Below are 12,766 nucleotides of genomic sequence, written 5' to 3'. Positions count from 1 at the left end.
CCATGCACTGGTGGTAACCGGGTCATCGGGCCGCGGCAGCCGCTCTTGAGGAGATCCCGCGGGTCAGTTCCCGACCAGGCCGTCCTGGAACGCCACGATCACCAGCTGCACCCGGTCGCGGACGCCCAGCTTGGCGATCGCCCGGGTGACATGGGTCTTCGCGGTCAGCGGGCTGATCACCAGTTCGCGGGCGATGTCGTCGTTGGAGAGGCCGGTGGCGACCAGCCGGACCACCTCCCGCTCCCGCTCGGTGAGCACCGCCAGCCGGTCGCCGCCGGGGGACGCGGCCGCCGCGACCGGGCGGTGGGCGAACTCACCGACCACCCGGCGGGTGACGCTGGGGGAGAGCAGGGCGTCCCCGGCGGCCACCACCCGGACCGCGTTGCGCAGCCCGTCCGGGTCGATCTCCTTGGTGAGGAAGCCGCTGGCCCCGGCCGCGAGCGCGGCGAACACGTACTCGTCGGTCTCGAAGGTGGTCAGGATGATGATCTTCGCGGGGTGGAAGCCGAGGATCTGCCTCGTGGCCGTGATGCCGTCCATCCCGGGCATCCGGATGTCCATCAGGATCACGTCGGGGCGCAGGGTACGGGCGGCGCGCACCGCCTCGTCACCGGTGGACGCCTCGCCCACCACCGTGATGTCCCGCCCGCGCCGCAGCAGACTGCGGAAACCGGCGCGGACCAGGTGCTGGTCGTCGGCGAGGAGCACCGAGATGGTCATCTTCACTCCGTGATGGGGATGGTCGCTCGTACCGTGAAACCGTCCTTGACCGGACCGGCGGTGAGCGCGCCGCCGAGCGCGGCAACCCGCTCCCGCATGCCGGAGATGCCGTGCCCGTCGGCCATCGGCCCGGCCGCGGCGCCGTCGTCGTGCACGTCGACCAGAACACTGCCGGGCGCGTAGCGCAGGGTGACCCGGACGCGGGTGGCGCCCGCGTGCCGGACGGTGTTGGTCAGCGACTCCTGCACCACCCGGTAGACGGCGGCGGCCACCGGCGCCGGCACCTCGACCGGGTCGCCGACCTCGTCGAACGACACGTCCAGCCCGGCGTCACGGACCCGGCCGATCAGCCGCTCCAAGCCTTCCAGCGCCGGCAGTTCACCCTCACGCAGCACGCCGACCAGCGCCTTCAAGTCGGTCATGGCCCGGCCGCGGACCTCCTGGGCCAGCTTCAGCGAGGCCTTCGCCTCCTCCGGCTCCTCGTCGAACGCGTCCAGCGCCACGTTCAGGTGCACGCCGACCACGGCCAGCGTGTGCGAGACCACGTCGTGCAGGTCACGGGCGATCTCCACCCGCTCCTCGGCCCGCCTCCGGCTCGCCTCGAGGTGCCGTCGCTGCTCGTCCTGGGTGATCCGGTGCGCCATCTCGGCACGCCAGCGGAGCGTGTTCCGGTACGCGGACGCGCCGGCGAGCGCGGCGGCCACCCACAGCGCCTCCCCGCCGAGGTGGGCGAGCACCCAGTCGGGCGAGTGCGGGTAGACGAAGGTGTCCAGGGTGAGACCCCACCACAGCATGAGCACCGAAGCGATGATCGCGGTCCGCGGCCGCCCGGCCAGGACCAGTGCCACCAGGGCGGCGGTCGCGGGCCACAGCCAACCGGCGGTGATGAGCTCGGCCACCCGCCAGGCGGCGACGGTGCAGAAGGACATGATGAGCACGCCGAGCGGCCACCGGCGGGCGGCCAGGACCAGTCCGGCCAGGCACGCGGCGAGCGTGCCGACCAGGACGGTCTCGCCGAGCCCGCCGGTCAGGGCGAGCCCGGTCGGCACGCCCACCAGCGTCAGGACGGCGGCGGTGCGGGTCAGGTTCGTCGTCATGCCGGGAACGCTAGGTTCGGCGGGCGGGGCGGCGCGTCCTACCGCCGCTGTCAACCGCATCGACGCCTCCCGAGTACCGGCCTACACCGATCGGTGTAGACCCTAGGGCCTATCTGGTGGATCACCCAGATAGGCCCTAGCCCTCGCCGGCCGCCTCCCGGCGTGCCCGGGCGCGGCGCTTTCCCTCGTGCATGGCCTGCACCCGGGCGACCGGGATGGTGTGCCCCTCGGCGACCAGCCCGGGGTCGAGTCGCTGCGGGGCGGGCATGCCGGCCGCCCACGGGTCGCGGTCGCCGAGCAGGCCGGGCACGGTGCGCAGGGTGAAGTCGGCGGGCGTGACCCGGTCCAGGTCGTCCCAGCCGACCGGGAACGAGACCGGAACGCCGGGCCGGGCCCGCGGGCTGTAGGCCGCCGCCACGGTGGCCCCGCCCGCCCGGGTGGCGTCGAGGAACACCCGGCCGTGCCGGTCCTCGCGGATGAACGCGGTGGTGGCCAGCTCCGGGTCCAGGCGCTCGGCCCGGGCGGCGACCGCGCGCTGGGCGGCCGCCACGTCCTCCACGGCGGCGCCCTCGGCGAGCGGGACGAAGACGTGCACGCCCTTGGCCCCGCTGGTCTTGACCGCCCCGGACATGCCGATGTCGGCGAGCGCCTGCCGGACCAGCCGGGCGCCGGCCACGGCCACGCCGAAGCCGCCGTCCTCCGGCGGGTCCAGATCCATGATCAGGTGGGTCGGGTGGGTGGATCCGGCGGTCATCAACGCCGGGTGGTACTCGACGGCCCGCTGGTTGCCCAGCCAGTAGAGCGTGCGGCGGTCGTTGGCCAGCGGGTAGGTCACCTCGCGGTGCGACGATTCGGCCCAGACCGTGGCCCGGGGCACCCAGTCCGGCGTGTACTTCGGCAGGTTCTTCTGCATGAACCGGTCCTGGCCGCGGAGCACCCGGATGACCGAGAGCGGCCGGTCGCGCAGCACCGGGAGGAACCGGCCGGCCATCACGTCCAGGTAGTCGATCAGATCCCGCTTGGTGGCCCCGGCCCCGGGGAAGAGCTCCTGGTCCAGGTTGGTCAGCGGTACGCCGTCACGTTCCTCACCCATGCACCCATCGTGCCCTGTTACGGCTGCCTGATGAACTGTTTGGCGGCCGCGGCGAGGGCGCTCCGCAACGCGGTGGCGTCACCCGAGGTGGAGAAGGCGCCGAGTGCCGCGTTGGCCGCGTTCTGCCAGGGCTGCGAGCAGGCCGAGCCGTGCGCGCAGGACGGGACCGGGGTGCCCGACCGCCAGTCCGCGACCGCCTCGAGCTGATAGTCGGTGAAGCCGTCGGTCGGCGCGTCGGTCCGGGCCGGGATGGAGCCCTTGCGCACGCTGAACGCCTGCTGTCCCCGTGGCGAGGCGACGGTCTCCAGCCAGCAGCGGGCGCCCTCCGGGTTGGCCGCGCCGGTGGTCAGCACGAACGAGTCGGCCAGCCACTGGAAGGCCATGCCGTTGCCGGGGAAGGTGAAGCTGTCGTACCCGCTGAAGGTGTTCGCCGCCATCTCGGCGGTGACCCAGTCGCCCATCAGCTGGTAGCCGGCCTTGCCGTCGATGAGCAGGCGGGTGGCCTCCGGCCAGTCGAGCGAGTCGCGGTCGGTGTTGCTGAACTCGACGATCCGGGCGTAGTCCTCGATCGCCAGCTCGACCGCCCGGCTGTCCCACTTCGTCGTGCCGGTGAACAGGCCACTGAACCGCTTCGGGCCGAGATCGCTGATCAGCACCGACTCCAGCAGCATGAGCTGGGTCCAGTCACGGCCGAGCGCGAGCGGGGACTCGACCCCGGAGCGGCGCAGCCGCTCCAGGTTGCCGATGAACTCCTTCAGGGTCTTCGGGGCGACCAGGATGCCGGCGTCGGCGAGCACCTGGTCGTTGGTCCAGACCACGTTGGCCCGGTGCACGCCGGCCGGAACCGAGTAGATCCGGTCGTTGACGGTGAGATCGGCGACCAGGCCGGCCGGCAGCGCGTCGCGCAGGCCCCAGGTCCGGTACTCCGCGCTGAGGTCCCGCACCTGGTCCGCGTCGATGTGGTCGAGCAGCTCCGCGCCGGCGTGCACCTGGAAGGTGTCCGGGGCGTCGTTGTGCTGGAGGCGGGCGGCGAGCACCTGCTTGGCGTCCACCCCGGCGCCGCCGGGGACCACTCCGCTCTCGAACCGCTGCCCGGGGCAGGACTCCGTGAACAGGCCGGCCAGGGCGTCCAGGCCCGCCTTCTCGCCGCCGCCGGCCCACCAGGTGAAGACCTCGACCGTCGAGGCGGCGGTGTCGTCCTCGCCGGGCCCGCAGGCGGACGTCACCAGCAGCGCGGTGGCGCCGACGACGGCCGCCAGGGCACGACGGGTGGTGCGCATGGACTTCCCCCATCATCGAGTCGCTTCATTGCACAGTGCGACCATTAACCTAATTCCAACGGGGTACGTCAAACGGGCCATAGCTGGCGGTCTATCCGATTCGTCACAATCGCAGAATGAGCGCACCGGGCGACACCCTTCTCCTCGTCGGTTTGGCCGCCGCCGCCATGGCCTGTGCCGGATACGTCGCGGGCCGGATCCACCAGCGCCGGCAGAGCGGGGCGGAGCTGCGGGAGGCGTACCGGCACGGCTACGAGACGGCCACCCGCAGCGTGTTCAGCATGGCCGCGCGCGCCGCCGGTCAGCGGCCGGTCGCGCCGCAGGTCGTCCCGCTCGCCCCGGACGTGCCGGAGCAGCGGGAGGGACGGCACACGGTGCCCGAGGGGCTGGTCCGGGCCGCCACCTACAAACTGCCGCCGGACCGGGTCGCCCGCGCCAAGGTCACCGGCCGGCGGGTCCCGCGGCCGCGCGGTTGACGCCCGCCGCCTCCACGGCCTCGCGCAGCCCCCGGGCGGCGAGGCGGTCGGCCCGTTCGTTCTCCGGGTGGCCGGCGTGACCCTTCACCCAGTGCCAGCTCACCTCGTGCCGCCGCACCGCCTCGTCCAGCCGCTTCCACAGGTCGACGTTCTTCACCGGCTGCCGGGCCGCGGTCTGCCAGCCGTTGCGCTTCCAGTTGTGCATGTACTGCGTGATGCCGTTCCGCACGTAGACGCTGTCGGTGTAGATCTCCACCGTGAGTGGAGCCCGGTTCAGGGCCTCCAGCGCGCGGATCGGGGCCATCAGCTCCATCCGGTTGTTCGTGGTCGGATTCGCCTCGCCGCCGCACAGATCCTTCTCGGCCGTGCCCCAGCGCAGCACCGCGCCCCAGCCGCCCGGTCCGGGATTGGGGACACACGCCCCGTCGGTGTAGATCTGTACGACGCTCATACTCGGAGACGATAAGGCCCGACCTGGGTAGGAGGTCCCCACCGCCGCCGTGGGGCAGTGTGGGACAGACCATCGGGGCGCACCGCGGGCCGGAGGCCTCAGCGGCTCACCGTATGGTGGCCGTGGCGGACGAATCCGGATGGGCGGGACTCATGGTTGGTGGCGACGCGGCCGCGGTCGAGGTGACGGACGTCGTGGTGCGCTACGGCGACACGACGGCTGTCGACGGGGTGTCCCTGTGTCTGCCGCGCGGGCGGGTGCTGGCCCTGCTCGGGCACAACGGCGCCGGCAAGACCAGCCTGCTCCAGGTCTGTGAGGGCTTCCGCCGGCCGGACGACGGCCGGGTCCGGGTGCTCGGGCTGGACCCGGTCGGCGATCACGACGCGCTGATGCCGCGGCTCGGCATCATGCTCCAGTCCGGCGGTGTCTACCCGTGGGCCACGGCCGGCGAGATCCTGCGGCTGTTCGCCTCGTTCGCGGCCAACCCGCTGGACACCGACATGCTGCTGGACCGGCTCGGCCTGCGCCGCTTCGAGCGCACCCGGTTCCGCCGGCTCTCCGGCGGCGAGCAGCAGCGGCTCAGCCTCGCGGTGGCCCTGGTCGGCCGTCCCGAGTTGGTCTTCCTCGACGAGCCGACGGCCGGCATGGACACCGAGGCCCGGCACACCACCTGGCAGCTGATCGAGGAGCTGCGCGCCGACGGCGTCTCGGTGCTGCTCACCACCCACCTGCTGGACGAGGCGGAGCGGCTCGCCGACGACGTGGTGATCATGCGGTCCGGCCGGGTCGCGGCCACCGGCACCCCGGCCGAGCTGACCTCGGCCGCGGCCGTCGACGTCCTGGAGGTCCGTGCCGACCCGGGGCTGGACATGGCCGGGCTGCGCGGCCGGTGGAGCGTCGCCGAGCCGTCCCCCGGGCAGTACACGATCTCCGGCGCCCTCGACACCGCCGGCCTGGCCGAGGTGCTGACCTGGTTCGCGTCGGCGGGCGCCGACGTGACCGCGGTGAACACCCGCCGCCGCACGCTCGAGGACGTCTACCTCGCCCTGACCACGCAGACCCCGGTGGGAGCCGCCCAGTGAGCACCTTCGCCCCCGCGCCCGGGCGTGCCCCGATGCGGACCATCCTGGCCACCCAGATCCGCATGGAGCTGCTGCTGACCGCCCGCCGGGGCGAGGCCGTGGTGCTCGCCATGGGCGTCCCGCTGCTGGTGCTGCTCGGCGCCGGCCTGTTCGACGTCACCAACCTGCCCACCGAGGACCGGCTCGGCTATGTCGTCCCCGGCGTCCTGGCCCTCACCGTGATGTCCACGGCGTTCACCGGCCAGGCCATCACCACCGGCTACGAGCGCAGTTACGGCGTACTGAAAAGGCTCGGGGCGTCTCCGCTCACCCGGCCCGGACTGCTGCTCGCCAAGACCGCCGCCGTGCTGGTCCAGATCGTGGTGCAGGTGCTGGTGCTGGCCCTGGTCGGCCTGGCCGTCGGCTGGCGGCCGGAGGCCGGCGCCCTGCTCCCCGCGCTCGGGGTGACCGTGCTGGCCGCCGCGGGGTACAGCGGCCTCGCCCTGCTGCTGGCCAGCGTGCTCAAGCCGGAGACCACCACCGGCGCGGCGACCCTGATCTACGTGGTGATGCTCTCCGTCGGTGGCATCATGTTCGGCGCCCCCGACCTGGGCACGGCCGGCTGGTTCCTGCTGCCGCTCGCGGCACACGCCGAGGCGCTGCGCGAGACGCTCATGCACGGCGGTTCGGTGCCGGCCGGCATCTGGCTGGCCCTGGTCGCCTGGGCGGTGCTCTGGCCGGCCGTGGCGGCCCGCAAATTCCGCTGGGAATGATCGGTGTCCACCGATCGGTGGACAACCGGTGACCGCCGCGCGGTCGTCCCGTCCGGGATCTTCGCCTGGATCCTCCTACTCTCGATGATCTCCTGCTGGCGTCGCGGTCAGCGGCCTGGTCAGGAACGCCCGCAATGCCGGCGCCGGCCTGAATGTTCCGGTGGTGGTGCTCCAGCTCATCGGTTGCCTTCCGTGGAAACCCGGCTTTAGCCGTAGGGAAGAAACGGAACCCAGCGGAGCAGGTCTGGGCCCCGATCGCCTCGATAAGAGGTGTTCCGTTCGGCGCGCAACTTTCGGATGGTCCCTGGGGCTGTGTGTCTTGCCGCTGCATAATGTCCGGTGTGGACGAGACAGTGCGATACACCTACCGCCTGCGGCCCGGCCGCATCGCGGAGGCCGCACTGCTCGACGAGTGGGGCCGCTGCCGGTGGCTGTGGAACGAAGCCGTCCACCAGCAGAGGACCGGCCGCAAGCCGACGTTCGGCAAGCTGTCGACGCTGCTGACTGAGGCCCGCGGCCGTAACTCGTGGCTACGTGAGGGCTCGCATGTCGCCCAGCAGCAGACGTTGCGCACCTACGCGACAGCCCTGGGTCACTCGTTCAAGGTCGAGGGCCGGGGCCGGCCGAAGGCCAAGCGCAAGAAGGACGGGCTGCCGAGCCTGGAGTACACCACCCGTGGATTCCGGATCAAGGACGGCCGGCTGTGCCTGCCCCGCAAGGTCATGATCCCGGTGGTGTGGTCTCGGGAGTTGCCGTCCGAGCCGTCCAGCGTGCGGGTCTACCGCGACAGCCTCGGCCACTGGTACGCATCCTTCGTGGTCCGCCGCGACATCACCGTGGCGCCGGACGCCGGTCTGCCGGGCATCGGGGTGGACTGGGGCGTCAAGACCACCGCGACCACCACCGATCCCCGCTACGACCTGCCGCATCTTGGCCACCGCCGTCGCTGTGCGGCCGAGCTGGCGAAGGCTCAGCGCAAGATGGCCCGGCGCAGCCGGCCCAAGGGGCACGCGCCCTCGAACGGCTACCGAACGGCGAAACGACAAGCCGCCCGGCTCGCCAAGAAAGCGGCCCGGCAGAACACCCACGACGCCCGTGTCTGGGCCAAGAACGTCACCGAGCATCACAGCCTGATCGCCGTGGAGGACTTCAAACCGAAGTTCCTCGCGAAGTCCCGGATGGCCCGCAAAGCCTCCGACGCGGCGATCGGCGCGTGTAAGCGAGAACTTGTCGAGCATGGCAAGCGGGCGGGCCGGAAGGTGGTGCTGGTGCCGCCCGCCTACACCACGATGACCTGCTCCGGGTGCGGCGAGAGAGCCAATCACCGCCTCGGACTGGGTGTACGAGTCTTCGAGTGCGCGGCGTGCGGATACACCGCCTGCCGCGACCTCAACGCCGCGAGGACGATCCTCGCCATGGCCGAACGAGACCGTGCCAGTGCCGACGACGTGAGACATGCGATCACCTCCTTCCGGGACGGTGGATCGGATGCGGTCCGAGCTGGGAATCCCCCGGATTCATCCGTCGGGAGCCGTTAACCACCCGATGAGCCAGCTGCTGCTGCTGCCGGACTGGCGAGAGAAGGCGGCGTCGCTGTTCCCGGTCCGCTGGATGGCCTAGAGCTGCCGGCTCTGGGAGCTGTACTTCCTGGTGGTCGCGGTCGCCATCGCGGCCGCGGTCCTCCTGGCCGACGGTTACTCGGTGACCGAGCGGGCGGTCGCCGTCGGCTCGGTCACCGCGATGGCGGTGCTCTACCTGTCCGCGGCCCGCCCGCTGATCCTGATCGACCACCACGGTAAGCGGTCGATGCTGGTGAGTGTCGCGTACCTCCTGCTCTTCGCCGTGGCCGTGGCCGGCGTGCCGGTGACCACCTGGCTGATGTTCATGATCATCCCGCTGTTCTTCATGCTGGTGTCGCTGCGGCGGGCGGTGGCCCTGGTCCTTTGTGCCAACCTGATCCCGGTCGTGCTGGAACTCCGCGCCGACCCCGGCGGGATCCTGATCGACCTGGTGATCGCGGCCATCTCCACGGCCGCAGGCCTCTGCATCGGCGTCTGGATCACCAGGATGGCCGAGCAGAGCGAACAGCGGGCCCAGCTCATCGCCGAACTCGAGGCCAACCGCGCCGAGGTGGCCCGGCTCTCCCACGAGGCCGGGGCGGCGGCCGAGCGGGCCCGCCTGGCCGGCGAGATCCACGACACCCTCGCACAGGGGTTCACCAGCATCATCACCCTGCTCCAGGCGGTCGACCCGGACCTGAAGGACGAGCGCCTCGCGCTCGCCGTGCGCACCGCACGGGAGAATCTCGCGGAATCGCGGGCCATGGTCGCGGCTTTCGCACCCTCGGCGCTGGCTTCCGCTTCACTGCCCGAGGCGGTACGCCGTAGCGCCGCCCGTTTCACCGAAGAGGCCGGGGTGCCCGCCACCGTCCGGATCACCGGCGCCGAGCGCGGCCTGCCGACCCGGGCCGAGGTGGTGCTGCTGCGCGCCGCCCAGGAGTCCCTGACCAACGTCCGCCGGCATGCCGGGGCGCGTGAGGTGGCCGTGCTGCTGGCGTACTCACCGGACACGGTGCGCCTGGTGGTCCGGGACGACGGCCGCGGCTTCGACCCCGGAATCTCCGGGAACTTCGGCCTCTCCGGGATGCGCTCGCGAGCCGCCGACATCGGCGGCGCCCTGGCCATCCGCAGCGACGCCGACACCGGCACCACCGTCGAACTGGAGATCCCCGCGTGATCCGCATCCTCCTCGTCGACGACCATCCCGTGGTGCGGATGGGCCTGCGGGGCATGCTGGACGCCGAACCCGGCCTGACCGTCGTCGGTGAGGCCTCGTCCGGTGTCGAGGGGGTGGCGCTCGCGCTGGCCGAACGCCCGGACATCGTGCTGATGGACCTGCGCATGCCGGGCGGCGACGGGGTCGAGGCGACCGAGCGGATCCTGGCCGCCACCAGCGGCGTTCGCGTGATGGTGCTGACCACCTACGAGTCCGACCGGGACATTCTGCGCGCCATCGAGGCCGGCGCCGCAGGCTACCTGCTGAAGGACGCCTCGCCGAAGGAACTGGCCGATGCCGTCCGGGCCGCCGCCCGCGGGGAGACCGTGCTGGCGCCGAGTGTGGCGTCCACGCTGGTCCGGCAGGTGCGCAACCCGGCGCCGCCGGCGCTGTCGGCGCGCGAGACCGAGGTGCTGCGCCTGGTCGCGGCCGGTCTCACCAATGCCGAGATCGGCAAGCGGCTGTTCATCAGTGAGGCCACCGTGAAGACGCATCTGCTCCGGGCCTTCAACAAGCTCGACGTGGCCGATCGCACGGCCGCCGTCACGACCGCGATGCGGCACGGTCTGCTCTGAGCACTGTCTGTGGCGGACGTTGAGTTACTTGAGGACGATTCGTCTTAATAGCCCGTTCCGCCGGTAAGGCGTCGATACGCCGGTTAGATTACGGGAGGCATCGCCCCGCACGGGATCCGTATCCCGGTGCTTGCGCTGCTGAGGGCCGGTTTTCCGGTGCCCCTAGACCGCCCAAGGTGCGGTACCGAACAGGCAAACCCGCTGCGAAGCGGGGACGCAAAGCCAGGGGCCTCCCAGGACGGAGGTAGCCCAGCCGCCGAAGGAGAAAGAACAGACATGCGCTACCGACAAGCCCATGCGGCCAAGAGCGGCTCCGTTCCGTTCGCGCTGCGTGGCCCGAAATCCCTGCGAGGGGCCCTGTTGGCCGCCGTCGCGATGGCCGTCGGCTTAGTAGGGGCAGCGCCGGCTTCGGCCGACGCCCTACCGACCCTGTCGATCGAACCCCCGGCCGGGCCGGTGACAGAAGCTGGCACCGCTACCTTCACGGTGAGGGCGAGCGCCGTCTCTGACGTGCCGATCCAGGTCAAGTGGAACGTCGTCGATGTGACTCCGGCATCCGGCCATGCCGCGGCCAGCACGAGCGCCGACCTTACCGGTCTCTTGTCGGGTACGGCCACCATCGATGCGGGTGACACAACGGCGGAAATCGCCGTCGGGACCGCGACTGACTCGCTTTTCGAGCTTCCCGAGGACTTCGCCGTCGAGATCTCTGAGCCGACGTACGCAACCTTGGGAACGCCGACCAAGGCCACCGCCACCATCGACGATGACGACGCTGAGCCGACCGTCACCATCACTCCGGCTCCGACTACGGTTACCGAGGGGAACTCCGGAACCCGACAACAGTCGTTCACCGCCGAGCTGAGCGCCGTGGCCGGCACGCCAATCAAGGCGGATTGGTCGACGAGCGCATCCCCGGCCGGCATTGGGAATGCTGTGCCCGGCAAGGACTTCGTAGCGTCGAAGGGAGCCTTGACGTTCCCGGCCGGCACGGCTACGCAGACCTTCACGGTCGACATCATCGGCGACACGATCGACGAGGGGCAGGAGGACCGCACTGGCCCCAATGGAGACGCCGAGGAATTCTCCATCGTCGTCGACTTGACTACCCCTGCAATGGATGCGCAGGCTCCGGTTTTGGTCTATATCACCGATGACGACGCCACGCCGACGGTCGCTCTTGATGATCTGACGGTTCCTGAGGATGATGAGACCTCGGCGGTCTTGGCACCGATCAAGCTCAGCAACGCCAGCGACCGTGCGGTCACCTTCACTGTCGCCACGAGCCCGGGTGCCGTCAACCCCGCTTCGAACCTCGTCGAAGGGGTGGTCGGGGACAACGACTTTGCCGGACTCAGCACGACGGCTACGATCGCGCCGGAATCGACCACAGGCTACGCCGCCACGCTTGTCAACGGTGACACGACGTTCGAACCGAACGAGACCGTGGCCCTGACGACAACGCCACAAGCGGATGGTGATGGCAACTTCTGGGTCACGCCGCAGACGGCAGACTCGGCCACGCTGACGCTCAATAACGATGACAAGGCGCCAGACCTGGCGGTTCGCGATAGTTCCGGCAAGGAAGGCGACACCGTCGATGTGCTCGGTACGGTCACCGGCATCTCGCAGGACGCGACCACGCTGACCCTCACCTTCACGGGTTCCGCGGCCAAGGGCCACCGTGCGGCCAGTGCCTCGGACTTCGTCCCTCCGGAAACCAAGACGGTAGTCATCGACGCGGGCACCCTGCCCGGCACTGAGCTGCCGGTGCCGCCGCTCCAGGTGAAGCTCTATGACGACACCGAAGCGGAACCGGCCGAGACCATCGTCGTCTCCGGCGCCGGCGGCGCCACCGGCGGCACGGTGACCGATGGCGTGATCGTCATCGACGCCAATGACGGTTACCAGCCTGCGAAGCCGACCATCAGCGCGCCGAAGACGATCGACGGCCCGGGAACGGCCAAGATCACCGGTAAGGTCGGCGCGAATGAGACCGTCCGCCTCCTGGCCGCGCCGGTGGCAGCCACCAAGCAGCCGCTGAAGCAGATCGCCTCGACCAAGGCCGACAGCACCGGGGCCTACTCCTTCAGCCGGGCGATCAGCACGGGTTACCGCTTCCAGACGAAGTCGGACGAGGGGGCGACCTCGAACGAGGTCACGGTCAAGGTCATGCAGGACCCGGCCTTCACCGCGACCTCCGGTACCAAGGGCAAGCTGTCGCTGAAGGTCACCGCTGACCCCAAGCTCTCCGGCCGCAGCGTGGTCGTCGAGCGTTACAGCGGCGGCAAGTGGGCGAGCACCTCCTGGAAGGGCAACACGAACGCCAGCGGTGTCTGGTCGTCCACTGTCTCGGCGAAGGCCGGCTCCAGCTGGACCCTGCGGGCCAGGGTCGGGGGCAACTCGTCGGTCGGTGTCGAAGCCGGACTCAGCGCCAACAAGAAGGTCACCGTCAAGAAGTAGTG

12 protein-coding genes and 1 riboswitch are annotated in these 12,766 nt (G+C 70.8%); of the genes, 7 read left to right on the top strand and 5 right to left on the bottom strand.

Features of this window, described 5'->3' with window-relative positions; genetic code table 11:
- Positions 1-63 precede the first annotated feature (63 nt).
- The 4 genes from IEZ13_RS01565 to IEZ13_RS01550 form a co-directional block, all read right to left on the bottom strand.
- The gene (locus IEZ13_RS01565; RefSeq protein WP_183215875.1) at positions 64-720 is read right to left on the bottom strand and encodes a response regulator transcription factor; all 657 of its coding nucleotides are present in this window, start codon (positions 718-720) and stop codon (positions 64-66) included.
- Between the two features lie 2 nt (positions 721-722).
- Positions 723-1,817 carry a sensor histidine kinase gene (locus IEZ13_RS01560; protein ID WP_229794400.1) on the bottom strand — a complete coding sequence of 365 codons (1,095 nt, stop codon included), beginning with the start codon at positions 1,815-1,817 and terminating at the stop codon, positions 723-725.
- Between the two features lie 136 nt (positions 1,818-1,953).
- Positions 1,954-2,910, bottom strand: coding sequence for a DNA polymerase domain-containing protein (locus IEZ13_RS01555; protein WP_183215872.1), 957 nt, complete (start codon positions 2,908-2,910; stop codon positions 1,954-1,956).
- 17 nt (positions 2,911-2,927) lie between these two features.
- Positions 2,928-4,190: an ABC transporter substrate-binding protein gene (locus IEZ13_RS01550; RefSeq protein ID WP_183215870.1), complete on the bottom strand. Its 1,263-nt coding sequence runs from the start codon at positions 4,188-4,190 to the stop codon at positions 2,928-2,930.
- Positions 4,191-4,306: 116 nt separating this feature from the next.
- On the opposite strand from IEZ13_RS01550, the gene IEZ13_RS01545 reads away from it, so the two are divergent.
- Positions 4,307-4,666 carry a hypothetical protein gene (locus IEZ13_RS01545; RefSeq protein ID WP_183215867.1) on the top strand — a complete coding sequence of 120 codons (360 nt, stop codon included), beginning with the start codon at positions 4,307-4,309 and terminating at the stop codon, positions 4,664-4,666.
- On the opposite strand, the gene rnhA is transcribed toward IEZ13_RS01545, so the two are convergent.
- Positions 4,632-5,117 (bottom strand): ribonuclease HI, encoded by a 486-nt coding sequence (gene rnhA, locus IEZ13_RS01540; protein ID WP_183215866.1) that lies wholly within the window; start codon positions 5,115-5,117, stop codon positions 4,632-4,634. The genes IEZ13_RS01545 and rnhA overlap by 35 nt on opposite strands.
- 122 nt (positions 5,118-5,239) lie before the next feature.
- Here rnhA and IEZ13_RS01535 point away from each other — a divergent pair, with 122 nt between their 5' ends.
- The 6 genes from IEZ13_RS01535 to IEZ13_RS01510 all read left to right on the top strand — a co-directional run bounded on the left by IEZ13_RS01535 (position 5,240) and on the right by IEZ13_RS01510 (position 12,764).
- Complete coding sequence (locus IEZ13_RS01535; protein WP_229794399.1) at positions 5,240-6,199, top strand: ABC transporter ATP-binding protein; 960 nt, start codon at positions 5,240-5,242, stop codon at positions 6,197-6,199.
- Entirely contained in the window at positions 6,196-6,951 is a 756-nt protein-coding gene (locus IEZ13_RS01530; protein ID WP_229794398.1) for an ABC transporter permease, read from the top strand. Before IEZ13_RS01535 ends, IEZ13_RS01530 begins: the two co-directional genes overlap by 4 nt.
- 341 nt (positions 6,952-7,292) lie before the next feature.
- Complete coding sequence (locus IEZ13_RS01525; protein ID WP_203833616.1) at positions 7,293-8,489, top strand: RNA-guided endonuclease InsQ/TnpB family protein; 1,197 nt, start codon at positions 7,293-7,295, stop codon at positions 8,487-8,489.
- A gap of 112 nt (positions 8,490-8,601) precedes the next feature.
- Positions 8,602-9,687, top strand: coding sequence for a sensor histidine kinase (locus tag IEZ13_RS01520; protein WP_183215862.1), 1,086 nt, complete (start codon positions 8,602-8,604; stop codon positions 9,685-9,687).
- Positions 9,684-10,301, top strand: coding sequence for a response regulator (locus IEZ13_RS01515; RefSeq protein ID WP_183215860.1), 618 nt, complete (start codon positions 9,684-9,686; stop codon positions 10,299-10,301). The genes IEZ13_RS01520 and IEZ13_RS01515 overlap by 4 nt, the downstream gene beginning before the upstream one ends.
- Before the next feature lie 181 nt (positions 10,302-10,482).
- Positions 10,483-10,562, top strand: a riboswitch (cyclic di-GMP riboswitch).
- Positions 10,563-10,577: 15 nt separating this feature from the next.
- Positions 10,578-12,764: a Calx-beta domain-containing protein gene (locus IEZ13_RS01510; RefSeq protein WP_183215858.1), complete on the top strand. Its 2,187-nt coding sequence runs from the start codon at positions 10,578-10,580 to the stop codon at positions 12,762-12,764.
- The last annotated feature ends 2 nt before the right edge of the window (positions 12,765-12,766 follow it).

It is taken from the genome of Actinoplanes campanulatus, from assembly GCF_014647795.1.
Taxonomy (GTDB): domain Bacteria; phylum Actinomycetota; class Actinomycetes; order Mycobacteriales; family Micromonosporaceae; genus Actinoplanes; species Actinoplanes campanulatus.
Note: the sequence above shows the minus strand (reverse complement) of the source record. Positions and strands in the feature narration are given on the sequence as shown.

Bases quoted from the DNA above. Each gene is read 5' to 3' on its own strand.
- IEZ13_RS01565 (WP_183215875.1), bottom strand. From the start codon at position 720: ATGACCATCTCGGTGCTCCTCGCCGACGACCAGCACCTGGTCCGCGCC.
- IEZ13_RS01560 (WP_229794400.1), bottom strand. From the start codon at position 1,817: ATGACGACGAACCTGACCCGCACCGCCGCCGTCCTGACGCTGGTGGGC.
- IEZ13_RS01555 (WP_183215872.1), bottom strand. From the start codon at position 2,910: ATGGGTGAGGAACGTGACGGCGTACCGCTGACCAACCTGGACCAGGAG.
- IEZ13_RS01550 (WP_183215870.1), bottom strand. From the start codon at position 4,190: ATGCGCACCACCCGTCGTGCCCTGGCGGCCGTCGTCGGCGCCACCGCG.
- IEZ13_RS01545 (WP_183215867.1), top strand. From the start codon at position 4,307: ATGAGCGCACCGGGCGACACCCTTCTCCTCGTCGGTTTGGCCGCCGCC.
- rnhA (WP_183215866.1), bottom strand. From the start codon at position 5,117: ATGAGCGTCGTACAGATCTACACCGACGGGGCGTGTGTCCCCAATCCC.
- IEZ13_RS01510 (WP_183215858.1), top strand. From the start codon at position 10,578: ATGCGCTACCGACAAGCCCATGCGGCCAAGAGCGGCTCCGTTCCGTTC.